The sequence below is a fragment of the Lysinibacillus phoenicis genome (genome assembly GCF_047238325.1).
Taxonomy (GTDB): domain Bacteria; phylum Bacillota; class Bacilli; order Bacillales_A; family Planococcaceae; genus Lysinibacillus; species Lysinibacillus irui.
Genome location: NZ_JBDFMP010000002.1, coordinates 2,705,703 through 2,726,288 on the forward strand (window position 1 = coordinate 2,705,703; position 20,586 = coordinate 2,726,288).

At 40.1% G+C, this 20,586-nt stretch carries 18 protein-coding genes, 1 tRNA gene, 3 rRNA genes and 1 other RNA gene; 2 read left to right on the top strand and 21 right to left on the bottom strand.

All coding sequences use genetic code 11. The features are described from left to right. Positions 1-65 precede the first annotated feature (65 nt). Positions 66-2,057, bottom strand: coding sequence for a methionine--tRNA ligase (gene metG, locus ABC382_RS14940; protein WP_409264035.1), 1,992 nt, complete (start codon positions 2,055-2,057; stop codon positions 66-68). A gap of 334 nt (positions 2,058-2,391) precedes the next feature. On the opposite strand from metG, the gene abrB reads away from it, so the two are divergent. Further along, the gene (gene abrB, locus ABC382_RS14945; RefSeq protein ID WP_274795150.1) at positions 2,392-2,670 is read left to right on the top strand and encodes a transition state genes transcriptional regulator AbrB; all 279 of its coding nucleotides are present in this window, start codon (positions 2,392-2,394) and stop codon (positions 2,668-2,670) included. Between the two features lie 226 nt (positions 2,671-2,896). Here abrB and rsmI read toward each other — a convergent pair whose 3' ends face one another. From rsmI to ffs, 20 genes are all read right to left on the bottom strand, one after another. Continuing rightward, complete coding sequence (gene rsmI / locus ABC382_RS14950) at positions 2,897-3,769, bottom strand: 16S rRNA (cytidine(1402)-2'-O)-methyltransferase (RefSeq protein WP_274795149.1); 873 nt, start codon at positions 3,767-3,769, stop codon at positions 2,897-2,899. After that, entirely contained in the window at positions 3,766-4,029 is a 264-nt protein-coding gene (locus tag ABC382_RS14955) for a GIY-YIG nuclease family protein (RefSeq protein ID WP_274795148.1), read from the bottom strand. Before ABC382_RS14955 ends, rsmI begins: the two co-directional genes overlap by 4 nt. Further along, positions 4,013-4,762 carry a tRNA1(Val) (adenine(37)-N6)-methyltransferase gene (locus tag ABC382_RS14960; protein WP_322605669.1) on the bottom strand — a complete coding sequence of 250 codons (750 nt, stop codon included), beginning with the start codon at positions 4,760-4,762 and terminating at the stop codon, positions 4,013-4,015. The genes ABC382_RS14955 and ABC382_RS14960 overlap by 17 nt, the downstream gene beginning before the upstream one ends. 63 nt (positions 4,763-4,825) lie before the next feature. Further along, a complete protein-coding gene (yabA, locus tag ABC382_RS14965) occupies positions 4,826-5,182 on the bottom strand; it encodes a DNA replication initiation control protein YabA (protein WP_274795146.1) in 357 nt (118 codons plus the stop codon). Positions 5,183-5,209: 27 nt separating this feature from the next. Beyond that, positions 5,210-6,025 carry a PSP1 domain-containing protein gene (locus tag ABC382_RS14970; RefSeq protein ID WP_274795145.1) on the bottom strand — a complete coding sequence of 272 codons (816 nt, stop codon included), beginning with the start codon at positions 6,023-6,025 and terminating at the stop codon, positions 5,210-5,212. Next, complete coding sequence (gene holB / locus ABC382_RS14975) at positions 6,018-7,022, bottom strand: DNA polymerase III subunit delta' (protein ID WP_274795144.1); 1,005 nt, start codon at positions 7,020-7,022, stop codon at positions 6,018-6,020. The genes ABC382_RS14970 and holB overlap by 8 nt, the downstream gene beginning before the upstream one ends. 156 nt (positions 7,023-7,178) lie before the next feature. Then, the gene (locus tag ABC382_RS14980; protein ID WP_274795143.1) at positions 7,179-7,619 is read right to left on the bottom strand and encodes a YaaR family protein; all 441 of its coding nucleotides are present in this window, start codon (positions 7,617-7,619) and stop codon (positions 7,179-7,181) included. A 141-nt stretch (positions 7,620-7,760) separates the two neighbouring features. After that, on the bottom strand, positions 7,761-8,090 hold the full coding sequence (locus tag ABC382_RS14985; RefSeq protein WP_155594094.1) for a cyclic-di-AMP receptor: 330 nt from the start codon (positions 8,088-8,090) through the stop codon (positions 7,761-7,763). A 158-nt stretch (positions 8,091-8,248) separates the two neighbouring features. Continuing rightward, a complete protein-coding gene (gene tmk / locus ABC382_RS14990; protein ID WP_274795142.1) occupies positions 8,249-8,878 on the bottom strand; it encodes a dTMP kinase in 630 nt (209 codons plus the stop codon). A gap of 17 nt (positions 8,879-8,895) precedes the next feature. After that, the gene (locus ABC382_RS14995; protein WP_445928398.1) at positions 8,896-10,320 is read right to left on the bottom strand and encodes an aminotransferase class I/II-fold pyridoxal phosphate-dependent enzyme; all 1,425 of its coding nucleotides are present in this window, start codon (positions 10,318-10,320) and stop codon (positions 8,896-8,898) included. A gap of 268 nt (positions 10,321-10,588) precedes the next feature. Further along, a complete protein-coding gene (locus ABC382_RS15000; RefSeq protein ID WP_322605670.1) occupies positions 10,589-11,026 on the bottom strand; it encodes an SRPBCC family protein in 438 nt (145 codons plus the stop codon). Positions 11,027-11,228: 202 nt separating this feature from the next. Beyond that, positions 11,229-11,344 (bottom strand): 5S ribosomal RNA (gene rrf / locus ABC382_RS15005). Between the two features lie 193 nt (positions 11,345-11,537). Beyond that, positions 11,538-14,465 (bottom strand): 23S ribosomal RNA (locus tag ABC382_RS15010). Positions 14,466-14,771: 306 nt separating this feature from the next. After that, positions 14,772-16,323, bottom strand: a 16S ribosomal RNA gene (locus ABC382_RS15015). The 16S, 23S and 5S rRNA genes sit together here, the layout of an rRNA operon. Positions 16,324-16,603: 280 nt before the next feature. Next, positions 16,604-16,876, bottom strand: a complete 273-nt coding sequence (locus tag ABC382_RS15020) for a pro-sigmaK processing inhibitor BofA family protein (protein ID WP_274795140.1) — start codon at positions 16,874-16,876, stop codon at positions 16,604-16,606. 74 nt (positions 16,877-16,950) lie between these two features. Beyond that, positions 16,951-17,166: a YaaL family protein gene (locus tag ABC382_RS15025; RefSeq protein WP_274795139.1), complete on the bottom strand. Its 216-nt coding sequence runs from the start codon at positions 17,164-17,166 to the stop codon at positions 16,951-16,953. Positions 17,167-17,179: 13 nt separating this feature from the next. After that, positions 17,180-17,776 carry a recombination mediator RecR gene (gene recR / locus ABC382_RS15030; RefSeq protein ID WP_274795138.1) on the bottom strand — a complete coding sequence of 199 codons (597 nt, stop codon included), beginning with the start codon at positions 17,774-17,776 and terminating at the stop codon, positions 17,180-17,182. Between the two features lie 12 nt (positions 17,777-17,788). Further along, entirely contained in the window at positions 17,789-18,103 is a 315-nt protein-coding gene (locus ABC382_RS15035) for a YbaB/EbfC family nucleoid-associated protein (RefSeq protein ID WP_004233957.1), read from the bottom strand. Positions 18,104-18,124: 21 nt separating this feature from the next. Further along, positions 18,125-19,909 (bottom strand): DNA polymerase III subunit gamma/tau, encoded by a 1,785-nt coding sequence (gene dnaX / locus ABC382_RS15040; RefSeq protein ID WP_312507625.1) that lies wholly within the window; start codon positions 19,907-19,909, stop codon positions 18,125-18,127. A 140-nt stretch (positions 19,910-20,049) separates the two neighbouring features. Beyond that, positions 20,050-20,317, bottom strand: an RNA gene (gene ffs, locus ABC382_RS15045) — signal recognition particle sRNA large type. Between the two features lie 168 nt (positions 20,318-20,485). On the opposite strand from ffs, the gene ABC382_RS15050 reads away from it, so the two are divergent. Next, a tRNA-Ser gene (locus ABC382_RS15050) sits at positions 20,486-20,578 on the top strand. Positions 20,579-20,586: the final 8 nt, after the last annotated feature.

Sequence of the window (20,586 nt, forward strand, 5' to 3'; positions counted from 1 at the left end):
TTTTTACAACCAGATTTGAAAAGCCTGCCGAATATTTTCTATTCAGCAGGCCTTTCATAGTTTTTTTACTTTACCTTTGCACCATTTTCAAGTTTCGGATCAACTGATGCTAATTTTAAAATTCCATCTTTTTCACCAGCTAAAATCATACCTTGTGACAACTCTCCTCGTAATTTAACTGGTTTTAAATTCGCAACGACAATCACCTTTTGACCAATTAATTCATCGGGATTATAGAATTTCGCAATACCTGAAACAACTTGGCGTTGCTCGTATCCTAGATCAACTTGAAGCTTTAATAATTTATCAGCTTTTGGGACGGTTTCACATGCAGTTACAGTTGCCACTCGCAAATCAATTTTCATAAAATCATCAATAGTAATTTCAGGAATATCTGGATGTTCGTTAGACTTGGCAACCTTATTAGTTTCTTCTTCTTGTGGTGTTTTCACAGAACCACGCATTTCCTCACGAATATAAGCAATTTCAACTTCATTTTCCAAGCGTGGGAAAATAGGTATCCCTTTTTCTACCACTTTAATGTTTGCTGGAATAGTATTGCCGAATGTTTCAATTGTATCCCATGCTAAGAATTTGTCATCTAAACCTAACTGATCGATCATACGTTTTGGTGTTGTTGTCATAAATGGTTGTAACATGACAGCTATTTGGTGTAAGCTTTCTGCCAAATTTCGCATAACAGCACCTAGTTTTGGCTTATCCGCTTCTTCTTTTGCTAACACCCAAGGCTGGGTTTCATCTATATATTTATTAGTACGTGAAACTAGTGTCCATAGATCGGCAAGTACGACACTAAATTGCATTTTTTCCATACTTTCTTCATATTTAATACGTACTGACTCAGCTTGCTCTTTTAAAGCTGCATCAAATTCTGTTGGTTGAAGATTTTCTGTAGGAATAATGCCATCAAAATATTTATTAATCATGGAAATAGTTCGATTTAATAAATTACCTAAATCATTTGCTAAATCAAAGTTTGTACGTTCGATAAATGATTCTGGAGAAAATACCCCGTCAGAGCCAAATGGCAATTCACGTAAAAGGAAATAACGTGTCGCATCTAGGCCATAACGCTCGATTAGCATTTCTGGATAAATGACATTTCCTTTTGATTTAGACATTTTACCGTCTTTCATCATAATAAAACCATGGGCAAATACCTTTTTTGGTAATGGCAAATCTAATGCCATTAAGAAAATAGGCCAATAAATAGTATGGAAGCGAACAATATCTTTTCCTACTACATGTACATCTGCTGGCCAATATTTGTTGAACAATGTCTCATCATCTGAAAGATATCCTAGAGATGTAATATAATTCGTTAATGCATCCACCCACACATAAATGACATGCTTTGGATCCCCAGGTACTTTAATTCCCCAATCGAAGGAAGTTCTTGATACAGATAAATCTTCAAGTCCTGGTTTAATAAAGTTGTTAATCATTTCATTTTTCCGTGATTCGGGCTCAATGAATTCTAGATTTTCTTCATAATAAGCTAATAAACGATCGGCATATTTCTTCATATTAAAGAAATACGATTCTTCTTTTACTTTGTGCACTGGTCGACCACAGTCTGGACAATTTCCATCAACTAATTGAGTCTCTGTAAAGAATGATTCACACGGTGTACAATACCAGCCCTCATATTCGCCTTTATAAATATCTCCATTATCTAAAAACTTCTGGAAGATCTTTTCGACAGCTTTAGTATGTCGTTCTTGCGTTGTTTGAATAAAGTCATCGTAAGAAATATCCATTAAAGCCCATAGCTTTTTAGCAGCATCTGCGATTTCATTTACATAATCTTGAGGGTGCTTACCTGCCTCTGCTGCTTTTTCCTGTATTTTTTGTCCATGCTCGTCCATACCTGTTAAAAAACGAACATCATAGCCACGTAAACGTTTATAGCGTGCAATAGTATCAGATGCAACTGTTGTATATGCCGTACCAATATGAAATTTCCCACTTGGATAGTAAATGGGTGTTGTTATATAGAATGTTTTTTGTTGTTCACTCACAAGAACTGCCTCCATTGTTCTACAATATACTCTCTATTCTAACGAAGTACGAAATTCGTTTCAATGAAAGTTTATTACATGCGAAAATTGTCGAATAATATATTCAATCCATTAAATGACTTAAATAAGAACCTTTTTTACTATTATAGAAAATATTTATTAAAAACCTTTTAAAATAATTAAAATATCTGCATTCTTCTCAAAAAATTTTTTCTAAAACCATAATATTAGTGTATTAATTAATTGACGTTTATGGCATTACTTGGTATGATAACTATCAGACAAGGAAATAATGTCGAAATTTGACGAAATACAAATATAACTTTTATAAATTAGGAGGAAATCTATTATGAAATCAACAGGGATTGTTCGTAAAGTCGATGAGTTAGGTCGTGTAGTAATTCCTATCGAGTTACGTCGTACGCTAGGTATTGCTGAAAAGGACGCTTTAGAAATCTATGTCGATGATGATAAAATCATCTTAAAAAAATATATGCCTAATATGACATGTGCCGTTACTGGTGAAGTTTCAGATGATAACTTCCGTCTAGTTGGAGGCAAATTAATTTTAAGTCCAGAAGGCGCTGAAATGTTAGTAAAAGAAATCCAAGCTAACTTAAAAAAATAACTTCTTACTCACCTAAATCAACTCAGTGATTTAGGTGTTTCTATTTGTATACAAATTAATATACCCAATTTCTATACCCCTTATAATGTCCATGTCAGACCTTTCTACTCAAGGTTACTATTATTTACAATTCTTATCAATTTAAAATTAGTTATGTCGACGCTTTGTAGCAAGAAGCTTCAAATTAAAATAAAGAGCTACCTAATAAGGTAACCCTTTACTATTATTAACTATGATATTCATTATAAATATCTCTCTTCGCGACTTGTCTTAGCTTGGCTACTTCCTTAATTGCCTCTTTTGATGTAACATTCGATTGATTAATAATGTAATCTACATGTTCCACAACCGACATCGTTTGCCAATAGGCTTCTTCTTCATTTTCCTCTTCGACAGAGCTATTACCTTCAAGGACTATACAAAACTCTCCTCGTATTTCCTCTGTCTGTGACCATTCTACAGCTTCAACCAATGTACCACGTAAAAATTCTTCAAATTTCTTAGTTAGCTCTCGGGCTAAGACAATGCGACGGTTACCGAGTATAGCCTCCATATCTTTTAATGTATCCTTTAAGCGATGTGGTGCCTCATATAATAAAATAGTTTCTTGACGTTTTTTTAGTTGCTCTAATTGCTGCCGACGTTCTTTTTTTCCACGATTCAAAAAGCCATAAAAGAAAAATGGCTGTGGCGTCAATCCAGAAGCAATTAATGCTGATATCGCTGCATTCGGACCTGGTACAGGCACAACAGGAAAGTTTTCAGCAATTGCTTTTTCGACTATATCCGCTCCCGGATCAGAAATACAAGGTAAGCCTGCATCACTTACTAAGGCAATTGTTTTCCCTTCATGTAGTAAAGTTAATAATTTTTCTCCACCTACTGCTAAATTATGTTCATGGTAGCTGATTAATGGGGTTTCAATATCGAAGTAATTACATAGCTTCTTTGTATTTCTTGTATCTTCTGCTGCTATAATATCGGCCTCTTTTAAAATGCGCAATGCACGTACACTCATATCCTCTAAATTCCCAATAGGTGTTCCTACCAGATATAAACAGCCTGTCAAATCGTGTATTGTACTTTTTTGAGATTTCACGATTCACCCCTCCTTATATAATTTATTTTCTGTGTTCTTGTTAATTGCTTAAATGCATATTCAGCACGCATAGCTTCTTGCTTTGTCTCAAACATTTCATTATAAATACATTTCACTGGACCTCTAGCTCTTGTATATTTTGCCCCTTTACCAGCGTTATGTATAGCAACACGTTTTTCTATATTATTTGTATACCCAGCATAAAGTGTTTGATCCGCACACTCTAGTACGTAAAAGTAGTGATTATTGCTCTTTTCCATAAAGGATCTCTCTCACTTCTTCTGTATATTCATTATTGGCATCATAGACATACAAAGGTGGCAAGATTTTTAAATCTGGCTTCCCATCTTTTATTCCTTCTATTAGTAACGTATTGGCTTCTTTACCTTCTTTCGGATAAATGAGTTGCATCCTTTTAGGCTCTAAGCGATTTGCTCGCATCGCTGTAACAATATCTAATAATCGACCTGGACGATGCACAAATGCAGCTTTGCCACCTTGCTTTAATAACTTACTGGCTGATTGAATAGCTTCTTCTAATGTTAAATATAGTTCATGTCTTGCAATGGCATGATGTTCACTGAGATTTTTATCACTTGCCTCATGAGCCAAAAAATAAGGTGGATTGCAGGTAACAACATCATACTTTTCAATGCCTAATTGTTTCGGTATTTCTTTTACATCGCCAAGAATCATTTGAATTTGATGTTCTAATTGATTATAACGGATACTTCTCTCTGCCATATCAAATAAACGTGGCTGAATTTCTACTCCCTTTATTTGTCCCTTTGTACGTGCACTTAAAAAGAGAGGGATTACACCATTCCCTGAACATAAATCAACAATATTCCCCTTATGGTAGGGAATATTAACAAACTTTGAAAGCAATACTGCATCTAATGAAAACGAAAAGACGGAGGGGCTTTGAATAATACGCAAATTCTCAGCCAACAAATAGTCTAATCGTTCATCATCCTTTAGCCAGTTTTCCATGCTTATTCCTCCTACTCTACAAAACAAAAGACTGATACCACCTTAGTGGGAATCAGCCTTCTATTACGCATTTTGTTTATTTAAAAATGATAGACAAAACAGACAATCTTCACCTTTACGTGAACTTCCAAAATGAACATGACAAACATGGAAGCCTTCCTGATATAAGCGAGCAAGATTATCATAACCTTCACCTATATCTAACGGACTCTCTTTCTTTACTTCAGCAGCTTGTACGGAGTTTGTATTAGAAAGTAGTTCTTCTAGACGTGTACGAAGATGATGATTTTCTGTCTCAAGCGCTTTATGCTCTTCCATCATTAACGCTACAAATTGTTTCAATGCACCGAATTGCTCCTGCATTGCTTCGAGCTGTTGTTCGAACTCCATAACGGTATCTAAGAAATTACGGTCCTTCACCCAAGCCACCTCGTTAAATTCTCTATCTTAAATAAGATTTTTTTCGCATGCTAGTAGTTCTTCTAGTGTATACTCAACTGTGCGTTCCTGCTCTTGTAAATATACTTGTATCAGTCTTTCTAGCACATTTAACCCTACAACTTTACCGCGGCCATCTGGTGTCATCGTTACCTCACCAATATCTGGCATGCCCTCTTTTGCTTCTTCATATTCATCATTTTCATACTTTAAGCAACACATTAAACGTCCACAAAGACCTGATATTTTCGAAGGATTTAATGATAGGTTTTGATCTTTAGCCATTTTAATAGAAACTGGCTCAAAATCACCTAAAAATGTGGAACAACAAAGCATTCTTCCACACGGGCCAATGCCACCTAATAATTTTGCTTCATCACGCACACCGATTTGGCGAAGTTCGATACGTGTTCTAAAAACCGAAGCTAAATCTTTTACAAGATCCCTAAAGTCAACTCGTCCTTCAGCTGTAAAATAAAAAATAATTTTATTACGATCAAATGTATATTCAACATCTACAAGCTTCATTTCTAGATTATGCTCTATAATTTTAGTACTAGCGAGATCAAATGCACGTTTCGATTCTGCTGCATTTTCCTCAACTTGAATACGATCACGATCATCGGCTGGTCTAAGTACTTGTTTGAGTGGTAATACAACATCATTATCACCTACCACTTTTTGAGGGACAACTACTTTTCCATATTCTACACCGCGTGCTGTCTCTACAATAACATATTGATTATTTTCTAGTAGAAATGATGCCGGATCAAAATAATATATTTTACCCGCCTTCTTAAAGCGGACTCCTACTACATTATACAAATGTATATCCCTCCTGCAGATTTAGCATTAACTGCTCCATCAATAACGTCCTATTCATGTTACGTTGTAAAGAGGCGCGTGCTTGCAAAATAGATTCCAGCTGACTTGATAATCGGTCATAAGTGGAATATAACGCAACTTCTTTAAATAGTGGTAACATGTCTGGATAAGTACAAGCTGCTTCGGGATTAGCTTTTATTGACACTATATCACGGTAAGCAAATAGTAGTAAATCCAATGCTTGCTCCATCTCGCCTTTTTCTTTAAAGTTCGGTAACCAATCTTCATGTACAACGAGCATCGCTTCATGTACATTTTGTTGAATGGCATCTACTAATTTTAACACTGTTTTTCGAGCAAGTGCAAACTGCTCATCATTTGCCAAAAATATGGCCATTTCGAGCTCGTTTGTCATCATGCTTACTGTTGAAGCCATCGAATGCGAAACATTATTTTCTTGTAAATGTTTGAGTAAAACATGTCGCGGCATTTTTTGGAATTTAATATGTTGGCAACGAGAACGGATTGTTGGGAGAATTGACTGCATTTGCTCTGTTAATAAAATTGCAGTTACCTCTCCATCCGGCTCTTCTAAAAATTTAAGTATCATATTTGCTGAAGCTATATTTAGACGGTCTGCATGATGAAGCACATAGATTTTACGTCCTTCTTCTACGCCCATCATTTTCATTTCTCCAATGAGTTCTCGCATTTGATCAATTTTTATAAATTGACCATCTGGATAAATATGATGAATATTTGGGTGATTTCCTGAATCAACACGTCTGCAATTTCGACATGTTTCACATGGAACATTTTCACTAGGTTGCTCACATAGCATTAATTTGACAAAAAAGTGCATAATATCAGCCTTGCCTGTCCCTTTTTCGCCTTCAAAAATATATGCATGTGCTAATCTATTTTTGTCAAAAATCGTTTGAAGTTGCTTCATTACGACTGGTTGTAGCGTGAATAGCTCTTCAACATTCTTGGCCATAAATTTAATTTCCTTCCTATATATACAACAAAAGTGTGATTGTTTCCAATCCTTGCTTGCTGTAAAGGAACGTTACTGTAGTCCCTATGTTATTGACAATTTGCCAAAATCAAATTTGAAAAAAAGCCCGCGCCTAATAAGATCGAGACACGGGTTTTACATATATAAATTAATTAGTAAGCCTTTAATCTCACCGATTTTATCGAGGAGGTCAATTGCTTCCTTTTCTTCATCTAAAATATCTTGGGCAAGTTCAACGAGACGCGTATCAATAGTTTCAATAATTTTAAGGCGTCTTCCTTCACCAAAACGATTCCATGTATGTGATTGTTTTAAATCCATACCATGTTCTACTGTCTCTTGTAGAAATCGTTTCACAAGCATTTTAAATCTAGCAAGTTCTCGTAAATTACGTGATCTTGCAACGCGATCTCCTGCACTCGATATATCTCCTAACAAACGTGTTAGTTGTTCTGTTTGCAACTTGTTCCCTTGCTTGACGACCATATCCCCAAATCGGTTATTTTGATTATTATTTTGTAGTGGCTCTTTGCGATTTGTATTTAACCCGACACGTATATCTTGATTAATCTTCAAGGTGGTTTCGCCCCCACTAATCTTTATCTATTTCTCCTTGGCGTGATTGCATGAGGATAAATATGAAGCTTTTCTATTTAGTTTCATATTTATCCTACTTTAATTAAATGACCTCTGGTGGTTTAACATAGGAGGCTAATTTTAAAAATGATGGAATTGTTCAATTGGTAAAACAAACACAGTAGCTCCCCCTACCTCTACCTCCACAGGATAAGGTATATAGGAATCAGCATTTCCTCCTAATGGAGAAACGGGTGCAACCATTTGCTCTCGTGCTCGACAATTATCCCGAATAATATCTAAAAGTTTGGGTATGAGAGAGTCTTCAGTTCCTATCAGAAACGTCGTATTTCCTGAACGTAAAAATCCTCCTGTGCTCGCTAATTTAGTTGCGCGAAACTGATTTTTCGTTAAAGCATTTGATAAGCGGTTGCTATCCTGATCTTGCACTACAGCTACGACTAACTTCATTCGCACTCACCCCTTTTATAAAATTAACCTAGTTAGGTTTAATACTATTCCTAAGCATCAGCATTTATAAACATTTATAATCCACTATAGATATCCGTATGAAGATAAATGAATGGATAGTATCATTATATCACAATGTTGTAGACAACTTCATGCTTTTACTGCATTGCTTTCAATAATAATAACCATACATCTTCAACAACACTTTCAATATCTTGGTCTGCATTCACTACATGGATACGTTCTGGATATCGTTCTACTAATTGTAAATATCCTTCACGTACCTTCTGATGAAATGGCAAACTTTCAACATCTAAACGATTTACTTCCCGATTGTCCGTTGCATAAATACGAGCTAAGCCTACCTCTGGAGCAAGATCAAATAAAATGGTCAAGTCAGGTAATTTTTTACCGATAGCAAATTCATTAATAGATAGAACTTCATCGACACCTATTCCTCTTGCAAAACCTTGATAAGCTAAAGATGAATCAATAAAACGATCACATATGACTAACTTCCCAGCATCTAAAGCAGGTCGTACCTTTTCAAAGTAATGCTGACTTCTTGCAGCAGCATATAATAAGGCTTCTGTCCGTTCGTCCATTGCCGTATGTTCAGGATTTAAAATAATCGTTCTTATTTTCTCCGCAATCTCGATACCACCTGGTTCTCTCGTTGCTAGAACATCAATATTCTTTTCAGTAAGTCGCTTTGCAATCATTTGAATGACTGTTGTTTTTCCTGCCCCCTCTGGACCTTCGAATGTAATAAATAAATTGCTATTCATGTTGTTATTTGCCTCCACTATTTAATGACCTGAATCATTTTTTCTGCTAAACGATGATTTCCTTGGAATGTTGCACCTGCAGCTAGTAATTCTTCCAATTGACTTAGCTTTGCCACTGTTATTTTTTCTCCAGGAACAAGTAACGGTATACCAGGTGGATACGGAATAATCATATTCGTAGATATTCGACCTATTGTACGCATATATGGTAACCATTCTTTTTCTAATGATGCAATCTCACTAAAGGTAAAGGTAGGCTCTGTAATTGGTACAAAATGATAGGCAGTTTGAGAAACTGTTTTGCTATTTATTTTAGCTGTGCCTAATAGCGTTGTTATTGCTTCTTTTATACGGACTCTTATTTCAGCAAACGGGTAGGTATGTCCTTGCTTCAGCAAAGGTAACATAAGTAAGACCTGATTCGCATCAGCTAGCTCCCCATAGACATGTTGTGCCTCTAATGCTTCTTGTAGCTGAAAACCACTATAACCATCGACACGTAACAATAGTTTTAATGGATCATCTACCTCAATTACTTCCAATGAACCAATCGACCTTAAAGCCTCAACCCATTGTTTCTTTTTTTCTATTATATATGCCCCATCACTCTCCATATATGTCTGTACATAGTAGCGAGCATCATCTAATGAAGCCAATAGCACATAAGATGGGCTGCTAGATTGTAACATACGTAAATAGTGATGTATTTTATCGGCATCTATCAATTCTGACTTTACATGCATAAAGGATGCCATTGTCATAGCTGGTAGTGTTTTATGCGCTGATTGTACAACAACATCTGCCCCAAACGACAAAGCAGATGGTTGAAATAGATGACACGCACTAAAATGAGCGCCATGTGCTTCATCCACTAATACAGGGATTCTCTTCTCGTGACAATAAACAATTTGTTGCTGTATTTCATTAGAAGTGACCCCATAATAAGTAGGATATGTTAAAACTACTGCTTTCGCTTCTGAATAATTATCTATTGCTTCTTTGAGATCATGAAAAGTTACATGTGTTGCCGTTAACGTCCGGTCATCCCATATTGGTGACACAAATATAGGCTTTGCTCCAACAAGTTCAATGGCATGAAATATAGATTTATGTGCATTTCGCTGAACAATAATAGTATCACCCTTATGACAAGTGGCATAAATCATTGCTAAATTTCCAACAGTAGAGCCACCTACTAGAAAAAAGCTTTTTTTGGCTCCATATGTATCTGCTAATAAATTTTCTGCTTCTAATATCATTCCCTCTGGATAATGTAAATCATCCAGATCCGTTAATTCAGTTACATCATACCGCATAACATCCTTAAATGCTTGAGGGAGGTGGGACAGCTCGCCATGCTTATGGCCTGGGACGTGAAAGGAAATATTTTGTTGTTTTCGAAAACGTTCTAATCCCTCTATAATTGGCTTTTTCTTATCCAAAACAAACACACCCATTTTCGTTAAGATTCTCATTTAATTATACGGGATTATACCACGATAAAAAAGCAATCCCTCGACAAGGCATTCCATATTTATTTGTTACCTATAGAAATTTCAACAAAATGTCTTATTATCCTCAATGTCGCTACATTGTTATTGCAGTTGAACCTTTACTCTAATCAACAAAAATATGTACTGATTCCATATAAAAACCGATTATTGTCATTACCTTCAATAATCGGTTCTCTTCTTAAATCAAAATCATAAGCTATTCCTTTGCCACGGTAAACGCCATTTCTTCCACTAATTGTTCTACGAGTCGAGGTACAAAATTATCTAGTATGGGATTCATTATCCCTGCTAGAAAACCGCTAGCCTTCATTGATAAGCTTCCAATCAATAGAAATGATCCATCTGAATTTTGTTTTATTTCAAAGGAACCGTCACCATTAATCGGATCAGATAACCCCTCTAAATCAAAAAATACTTGATGAACCTCTGATTTTGTCTGAGTAAGTTTCACTTTAACAGCTTTTTGAATAACGCCAAAATCACCTTGGAAGACCCAAATCATATCATTTTCATTTAGTAATTCGTGATGTAAGTAACCTGGTATTAAAACAGCCCAACGTTCCTTATTTAGAATAAAACTCTCTAATTTTTCTTTCTCTACCTCAATATCCTTTCTATATTGCCCTGTTGCCATTACACTGCACCCCTTTGTGAATTTTAATCACTCCATTAAACTTTAGCATTTTATGGGTTTAAAAAGCAATTTCACCAGGTTTTTTATGTAACAGTTATTTTGACCCTTACTTGAAAAATATCCTTGTCAAATCAACAATAGGAAATCGGCAACCTCAAGCTCAATATAAAAAAACCACTGATTTCTCAGCGGTTTATTTTTTGCCTAGCGACGTCCTACTCTCACAGGGGGAAGCCCCCAACTACCATCGGCGCTAAAGAGCTTAACTTCCGTGTTCGGTATGGGAACGGGTGTGACCTCTTTGCCATCATCACTAGACTATGTTCGATCTTCAATACACGGCGTATTACTGCGTCAGCTGCTCTCGCTCAATCAGTCACGTACAGAAGTACGCTCCCTCAATCACTCGGTTGCTCCTTGTTCTACTTGTGTCTTGAAGCTCTCATTTTTATTGTTGAAAGTATTGTTCTTTCAAAACTGGATAAACGGCGCATTGAATGCTTCAAACAATTTGGTTAAGTCCTCGATCGATTAGTATTCGTCAGCTCCATGTGTCACCACACTTCCACCTCGAACCTATCTACCTCATCGTCTTTGAGGGATCTTACTTACTTGCGTAATGGGAAATCTCATCTTGAGGGGGGCTTCATGCTTAGATGCTTTCAGCACTTATCCCGTCCACACATAGCTACCCAGCGATGCCTTTGGCAAGACAACTGGTACACCAGCGGTGTGTCCATCCCGGTCCTCTCGTACTAAGGACAGCTCCTCTCAAATTTCCTACGCCCACGACGGATAGGGACCGAACTGTCTCACGACGTTCTGAACCCAGCTCGCGTACCGCTTTAATGGGCGAACAGCCCAACCCTTGGGACCGACTACAGCCCCAGGATGCGATGAGCCGACATCGAGGTGCCAAACCTCCCCGTCGATGTGGACTCTTGGGGGAGATAAGCCTGTTATCCCCGGGGTAGCTTTTATCCGTTGAGCGATGGCCCTTCCATGCGGAACCACCGGATCACTAAGCCCGTCTTTCGACCCTGCTCGACTTGTAGGTCTCGCAGTCAAGCTCCCTTGTGCCTTTACACTCTACGAATGATTTCCAACCATTCTGAGGGAACCTTTGGGCGCCTCCGTTACCTTTTAGGAGGCGACCGCCCCAGTCAAACTGTCCGCCTGACACTGTCTCCTGCCCCGCTAAGGGGCATGGGTTAGAATTTCAATACAACCAGGGTAGTATCCCACCGACGCCTCCTTCGAAGCTGGCGCTCCGAGATCTCTGGCTCCTACCTATCCTGTACAAGTTGTACCAAAATTCAATATCAGGCTACAGTAAAGCTCCACGGGGTCTTTCCGTCCTGTCGCGGGTAACCTGCATCTTCACAGGTACTATAATTTCACCGAGTCTCTCGTTGAGACAGTGCCCAGATCGTTACGCCTTTCGTGCGGGTCGGAACTTACCCGACAAGGAATTTCGCTACCTTAGGACCGTTATAGTTACGGCCGCCGTTTACTGGGGCTTCAATTCGCAGCTTCGCTTGCGCTAACCACTCCTCTTAACCTTCCAGCACCGGGCAGGCGTCAGCCCCTATACGTCACCTTACGGTTTTGCAGAGACCTGTGTTTTTGCTAAACAGTCGCCTGGGCCTATTCACTGCGGCTCTCATGCGCTTGCACGCTCAAGAGCACCCCTTCTCCCGAAGTTACGGGGTCATTTTGCCGAGTTCCTTAACGAGAGTTCTCTCGCACACCTTAGGATTCTCTCCTCGACTACCTGTGTCGGTTTGCGGTACGGGCACCTCTCACCTCGATAGAGGCTTTTCTTGGCAGTGTGAAATCAGGAACTTCGTCCATACGGACTCGCCATCACAACTCAACGTTATAGTGTGCGGATTTGCCTACACACACGCCTTACTGCTTGGACGCGCATAACCAACAGCGCGCTTACCCTATCCTACTGCGTCCCCCCATTTCTCAAACGGTGAGGAGGTGGTACAGGAATATCAACCTGTTGTCCATCGCCTACGCCTGTCGGCCTCGGCTTAGGTCCCGACTAACCCTGAGCGGACGAGCCTTCCTCAGGAAACCTTAGTCATACGGTGGACGGGATTCTCACCCGTCTTTCGCTACTCATACCGGCATTCTCACTTCTAAGCGCTCCACCAGTCCTTCCGGTCTGACTTCAACGCACTTAGAACGCTCTCCTACCACTGACATCGTAGATGTCAATCCACAGCTTCGGTGAATCGTTTAGCCCCGATACATTTTCGGCGCAGCGTCACTCGACCAGTGAGCTATTACGCACTCTTTAAATGATGGCTGCTTCTAAGCCAACATCCTGGTTGTCTGTGCAACGCCACATCCTTTTCCACTTAACGATTACTTTGGGACCTTAGCTGGTGGTCTGGGCTGTTTCCCTTTTGACTACGGATCTTATCACTCGCAGTCTGACTCCCGTGTATAAATATCTGGCATTCGGAGTTTGTCTGAATTCGGTAAACCGGGATGGCCCCCTAGTCCAAACAGTGCTCTACCTCCAGTATTCTCATCACGAGGCTAGCCCTAAAGCTATTTCGGAGAGAACCAGCTATCTCCAAGTTCGATTGGAATTTCTCCGCTACCCACACCTCATCCCCGCACTTTTCAACGTGCGTGGGTTCGGGCCTCCAGTAAGTGTTACCTTACCTTCACCCTGGACATGGGTAGATCACCTGGTTTCGGGTCTACGACCACGTACTATTTCGCCCTATTCAGACTCGCTTTCGCTGCGGCTCCGCCTTCTAAAGCTTAACCTTGCACGTAATCGTAACTCGCCGGTTCATTCTACAAAAGGCACGCTATCACCCATTAACGGGCTCTAACTACTTGTAGGCACACGGTTTCAGGATCTCTTTCACTCCCCTCCCGGGGTGCTTTTCACCTTTCCCTCACGGTACTGGTTCACTATCGGTCACTAGGTAGTATTTAGCCTTGGGAGATGGTCCTCCCGGATTCCGACGGAATTTCACGTGTTCCGCCGTACTCAGGATCCACTCAGGAGAGAACGAACTTTCGACTACAGGGCTTTTACCTGCTCTGGCGGACCTTTCCAAGTCGCTTCATCTAACTCGCTCTTTTGTAACTCCGTATAGAGTGTCCTACAACCCCAAGAGGCAAGCCTCTTGGTTTGGGCTCTTCCCGTTTCGCTCGCCGCTACTCAGGGAATCGATTTTTCTTTCTCTTCCTCCAGGTACTTAGATGTTTCAGTTCCCTGGGTCTGCCTTCAAGACGCTATGTATTCACGTCAAGATACTACGCGATTAAACGTAGTGGGTTCCCCCATTCGGAAATCTCCGGATCAAAGCTCACTTACAGCTCCCCGAAGCATATCGGTGTTAGTGCCGTCCTTCTTCGGCTCCTAGTGCCAAGGCATTCGCCGTGCGCCCTTAATAACTTAACCTACAGCTTTCAATACACATCGCATTTCGTTGTCAGCTTCATTCGTTCAATCAGTCACGTACTGAAGTACGCTCCTTCATTCACTCGATTGCTTCCTAGAACTGCTCGTGTCTTGAAACCTTACTAAATGTTATTAAGCCTATAAAAAACTTAAAAAATAAATGTGTTTGTTACAATTTCAATGTCGTTTTATCCAGTTTTCAAAGAACAAGTTTTGAAGTATTTCATTCGGAAGAATGAACCTTCAAAACTGAACGCAAAACGTAATCTTACAAACCCTAGGTTTGTATTCCGAAATAATCCTTAGAAAGGAGGTGATCCAGCCGCACCTTCCGATACGGCTACCTTGTTACGACTTCACCCCAATCATCTATCCCACCTTCGGCGGCTGGCTCCAAAAGGTTACCTCACCGACTTCGGGTGTTACAAACTCTCGTGGTGTGACGGGCGGTGTGTACAAGGCCCGGGAACGTATTCACCGCGGCATGCTGATCCGCGATTACTAGCGATTCCGGCTTCATGTAGGCGAGTTGCAGCCTACAATCCGAACTGAGAACGACTTTATCGGATTAGCTCCCTCTCGCGAGTTGGCAACCGTTTGTATCGTCCATTGTAGCACGTGTGTAGCCCAGGTCATAAGGGGCATGATGATTTGACGTCATCCCCACCTTCCTCCGGTTTGTCACCGGCAGTCACCTTAGAGTGCCCAACTAAATGATGGCAACTAAGATCAAGGGTTGCGCTCGTTGCGGGACTTAACCCAACATCTCACGACACGAGCTGACGACAACCATGCACCACCTGTCACCGTTGCCCCCGAAGGGGAAACTATATCTCTACAGTGGTCAACGGGATGTCAAGACCTGGTAAGGTTCTTCGCGTTGCTTCGAATTAAACCACATGCTCCACCGCTTGTGCGGGCCCCCGTCAATTCCTTTGAGTTTCAGTCTTGCGACCGTACTCCCCAGGCGGAGTGCTTAATGCGTTAGCTGCAGCACTAAGGGGCGGAAACCCCCTAACACTTAGCACTCATCGTTTACGGCGTGGACTACCAGGGTATCTAATCCTGTTTGCTCCCCACGCTTTCGCGCCTCAGCGTCAGTTACAGACCAGAAAGTCGCCTTCGCCACTGGTGTTCCTCCAAATCTCTACGCATTTCACCGCTACACTTGGAATTCCACTTTCCTCTTCTGCACTCAAGTCCCCCAGTTTCCAATGACCCTCCACGGTTGAGCCGTGGGCTTTCACATCAGACTTAAAGGACCGCCTGCGCGCGCTTTACGCCCAATAATTCCGGACAACGCTTGCCACCTACGTATTACCGCGGCTGCTGGCACGTAGTTAGCCGTGGCTTTCTAATAAGGTACCGTCAAGGTACAGCCAGTTACTACTGTACTTGTTCTTCCCTTACAACAGAGTTTTACGATCCGAAAACCTTCTTCACTCACGCGGCGTTGCTCCATCAGGCTTTCGCCCATTGTGGAAGATTCCCTACTGCTGCCTCCCGTAGGAGTCTGGGCCGTGTCTCAGTCCCAGTGTGGCCGATCACCCTCTCAGGTCGGCTACGCATCGTCGCCTTGGTGAGCCGTTACCTCACCAACTAGCTAATGCGCCGCGGGCCCATCTTATAGCGACAGCCGAAACCGTCTTTCAGTGTTCCACCATGAGGTGGAACAGATTATTCGGTATTAGCCCCGGTTTCCCGGAGTTATCCCAAACTATAAGGTAGGTTGCCCACGTGTTACTCACCCGTCCGCCGCTAACGTCAAAGGAGCAAGCTCCTTCTCTGTTCGCTCGACTTGCATGTATTAGGCACGCCGCCAGCGTTCGTCCTGAGCCAGGATCAAACTCTCCATAAAAGAAATTTGATTAGCTCAAATTGTTTTGCTGGCATCAATTTTGATGTCCAAAATTTTGTTTCGTTCACTAGCCGAAACTAGTTACTTAAAACTTTATTGATTACGTTTTGCTTGTTCAGTTTTCAAGGTTCATTTGTTTGCCGCTGTTTCAGCAGCAACTCTTATATAATATCACGTCTCATATAATGTGTCAACATAAATTTTTAATTTACTTTTGTTTCAATCAGTTATATTAGCGACTTTTATAAGTATACTACATTATTATCATAATGCAAGCTTTTTATAAAAAAAATATCAACGCTGTTATTCCAAATACACCCGGAATTCCTAAAACCGCAATCGTTAAGACTGAAAATAAATTAATCGGTACGTTATATCCTATATAACCTATACCTAAATGAATCATAAATAATAATAGAAAAGCAAATGCAAATCTAAACCAAAACACTGATAATCCTTCTAAAATTTTGCCTAGCTTAGCATGTCTTATTATTACATAAAGAAAAAGAAGCCCCACAGGAACACAAATACTCATAATTACTAACCAAGACATATGCTTGCCTCCTCAATAAAATAATTATGAAAGTTTATGTTTCCTGTTTTGCTTCTATGATTATTTAATAAGAACTATTTTATTAATACTCTACGAATTCTAGCTTCCTTAAATAAATAAAAATGGATACTCTCTGCTGTTTTACGTTGAGCAATAACCCCAAGGTCGTAGTCATCCATTAATTCTTCTATTATTTTTGCCTGCTGTAAATCCTCTTTTGTTGCCTTTATAAGATTCACAAGCTTATCATCGAATTCTTTTTTTAATTTCCCTTTACTACGGAAGAACATATTAATCCCTCACTCATAACTCGCGTCGACCTTCCATTGCTTTAGATAACGTTACCTCATCTGCATATTCTAGATCTCCACCTACTGGCAATCCATGCGCAATACGAGTTGTACGAATACCTGATGGCTTGACAAGGCGCGAAATGTACATAGCTGTTGCCTCACCCTCAATCGTTGAATTCGTAGCTAGAATAAGCTCTTGAACACTTTCATCTTGCAAACGCACTAATAAGGAAGCAACATTAATATCCTCTGGGCCGATGCCATCCATTGGCGAAATTGCTCCCTGAAGTACATGGTACATGCCGTTATAGTCACGCATTTTTTCCATTGCAATAACATCTTTTGTATCTTGTACAACACAAATAATAGAATGATCTCGTTGCTTATCTGAGCAAATATGACATGGATCTACATCCGTTATATTGCCACAAACAGAACAGTAGCTCAGATTTCGTTTAGCATCAATGAGTGCTTTAGAGAAAGATAATACATCGTCTTCCTTCATTGATAACACAAAAAACGCCAGACGAGCCGCAGTTTTCGGCCCGATACCTGGCAATTTCATAAAACTATCGATCAATTTAGATATTGGTTCTGGGTAGTACATAATGAATACCTCCTAGAATGGAAGGTTTAAGCCTTGAGTGAATTTCCCCATTGTTGAATTCGTTTTTTCTTCTACTTTTTTCAACGCTTCATTTGTAGCGATAACAATTAGGTCTTGTAACATTTCGATGTCTTCAGGATCTACCACAGATTCATCAAGATTTACAGATACAACCTCGCGCTGACCTGAAACAGTTACTTTTACCATGCCGCCGCCTGCAACACCCTCAAATTGCTCAGCATTTAATGCTTCTTGAGCCTCCATCATTTCCTTTTGCATTTTTTGCATCTTTTTCATCATACCTTGCATATTTCCCATTCCACGCATAAATGTTTTCCTCCTAAAAATTTAATCTTCAATAATTTCAACAAAGTCTTTACCAAAGAGTTTTTCAGCCTCTGTCACAAGTGGGTCTTGTGAAGCAAGAGGTTGAGCATCGTCGATAAATGGTTCTTCTGGCATTTCTGCCGGTGGTGGCTCTAATAATTCCTCCCCATGTTCTGAAGCCGTTAATGTTTTCTTTTGCTGCAGACCATGATCACGAATAAATTCTTCACGCATCTTTAACCAGGATTCTTCCGGTATACAAAGCATCTCGTACATTGTGCCAGTTTGTCCCGCAATTAGTTGTGTAAAGTGAGCCTTTAAAGATTGGTTATCAGCAACCATCTGACAATGAATATCATACTTGAATTTTAACACAAAAGCACTCGAAGATGCCGCAACAGGCTCGGCTTCTGCCAAAAGAGCAGATTGTGATTTTTGCATTTGACTTAATGCTTGCGCCCACACCGATTTTATACGTTGCACATCTTGTTTTGTTGCATCTTTTAGTATTTCTTGAATACGACCAGTCGGTGCTTTATAGCCATTCGGACTTTTAGCACGAGGCCGCTGCTCTTTTTGGGCTGGTGATGTTTGTGCTGGTGCCCCAGTTTGCAATTGTAAGGATAATTGCTGAACCATCTGCTCAAGCGCAACAATTTTTTGAGTGACCTCTGCGCTTTGCGTCATTTCATTGGTAGCCATCGTTGAATGGGCGACCCCTCCTGAAAACTGTACCATTTTAAGTAATGCTGTTTCTAAGTAAATTTTCGTATGGTGAGAGAAGCGCATCTCTTGCTGTGTTTTTGCAAGAATATCTATATAGCCATAAAGCATATCTGGCGCGAATTCATGTGCTAAAGTAAATACACGTTCCTCGGGGGACACAAGCTCTAAGAGTTCAGCTAAATCATCACTTGTTTGAAGTAATAATAAATCACGGAAAAAGGTAATTAAATCCTCCGAAAGACGCAAAGGGTCCTTTCCATCGGCTATAAGTTGCTCTAAAAGCGCAAGCATTTGTGCAACATCTTTCATCTTGAGTGCCTCAGCTAAATCATAGAAAACATCCTGACTAATTGAACCTGTAACTAACAACGTATCCTCAAGCTTTAACTTTTCTCCGCTGAAAGACACAACTTGATCCAATAAACTTAAAGCATCGCGCATTCCCCCAGCTGCAGATTGTGCGATAACCTTTAAGCCTTGTTCTTCATATGGTAAATCAATATCCTCTAAGACAACCTTCATTCGTTCAATAATATCATTTGTAGAAAGTCGCTTAAAATCAAAGCGCTGACAACGAGAAATAATCGTTGCAGGCAATTTATGAGGCTCTGTCGTTGCTAAAATAAATACAGCGTGAGGGGGTGGTTCTTCTAAAGTTTTTAAAAGAGCATTAAAAGCACTTGTAGAAAGCATATGTACTTCATCAATGATGTACACCTTGTATCTACTGCTAGCAGGAGCAAAACGTACTTTCTCTATAATATCTCTAATTTCCTCAACACGTGAATTCGAGGCAGCGTCAAATTCAATGACATCTGGATGAGATCCATCAGTAATACTTAGACAAGTAGCACATTCATTGCAAGGTTCTTTTGATGGTGCATGTTCACAATTTAATGCTTTCGCAAAAATTTTAGCTGTACTTGTTTTCCCAGTACCACGTGGCCCAGAGAATAAGTAAGCATGTGTGGTTTTATTCGCTAGGAGAGCATTCTGTAGCGTTCTTTTGACATGAGCTTGACCTGACATTTCTCGAAAAGATTGTGGTCGATACACACGATAAAATGCTTGATACGTCACTATATTTCTCTCTCCTTTTCCATGTAATTGAGTAGTTTTATTATAGCATTTGCTATCTTATATAGAAAATGAAGTTATTGATTAAATATAAAAAAGCACCCGCCTATAGTAGACGGATGCTTTGAATTGGCAATTTCATGCCGTGCACCTTTCCTTGACAGCCGCACATAAGCGTTACTCTTGTCGTTAGCTCGGATTAGGCAACCCCGCGGCACATGGATAAGACCACTTAATGCTGCTTCCTTCCGGACCTGACATGGTTCATGGGTATCCATTGCGCAGGACCCAATCGTCAACACTACGTGCAAAAGGCAGACCAAACAATACGGACAGCCTCGAAAAAGGAATTCAGTCTCGCTAGAGCGGATTGCGAGTTACAGGACACCGCTACCTTCCCACCTAGCACGGCAATAACTAGTATACTGACAGTTTGTATAAATTGCAACTTAATGCACAAATTATTTATTTCCAAATCATTTTTAATCTTCCTATATTTTTTTAAAAAAATATATTGACGGCTTTCTCAAGTTGTGATAAATTTATTTTTGTCGATAAGACAACAGAGCAATATAACATGGAGGTATACCCAAGTCTGGCTGAAGGGATCGGTCTTGAAAACCGACAGGCGGGTAACACCGCGCGGGGGTTCGAATCCCTCTACCTCCTCCAGTTTTAAA

Coding starts and splice junctions, on each gene's coding strand:
- metG (WP_409264035.1), bottom strand. CDS start 2,057: ATGGAGGCAGTTCTTGTGAGTGAACAACAAAAAACATTCTATATAACA.
- ABC382_RS15000 (WP_322605670.1), bottom strand. CDS start 11,026: ATGGCAACAGGGCAATATAGAAAGGATATTGAGGTAGAGAAAGAAAAA.
- recR (WP_274795138.1), bottom strand. CDS start 17,776: ATGTACTACCCAGAACCAATATCTAAATTGATCGATAGTTTTATGAAA.
- tmk (WP_274795142.1), bottom strand. CDS start 8,878: ATGAATAGCAATTTATTTATTACATTCGAAGGTCCAGAGGGGGCAGGA.
- ABC382_RS14985 (WP_155594094.1), bottom strand. CDS start 8,090: ATGAAGTTAGTCGTAGCTGTAGTGCAAGATCAGGATAGCAACCGCTTA.
- ABC382_RS14960 (WP_322605669.1), bottom strand. CDS start 4,762: ATGGAAAACTGGCTAAAGGATGATGAACGATTAGACTATTTGTTGGCT.
- ABC382_RS15020 (WP_274795140.1), bottom strand. CDS start 16,876: ATGTCTTGGTTAGTAATTATGAGTATTTGTGTTCCTGTGGGGCTTCTT.
- holB (WP_274795144.1), bottom strand. CDS start 7,022: ATGGCCAAGAATGTTGAAGAGCTATTCACGCTACAACCAGTCGTAATG.
- ABC382_RS15025 (WP_274795139.1), bottom strand. CDS start 17,166: ATGTTCTTCCGTAGTAAAGGGAAATTAAAAAAAGAATTCGATGATAAG.
- abrB (WP_274795150.1), top strand. CDS start 2,392: ATGAAATCAACAGGGATTGTTCGTAAAGTCGATGAGTTAGGTCGTGTA.
- ABC382_RS14955 (WP_274795148.1), bottom strand. CDS start 4,029: ATGGAAAAGAGCAATAATCACTACTTTTACGTACTAGAGTGTGCGGAT.
- ABC382_RS15035 (WP_004233957.1), bottom strand. CDS start 18,103: ATGCGTGGAATGGGAAATATGCAAGGTATGATGAAAAAGATGCAAAAA.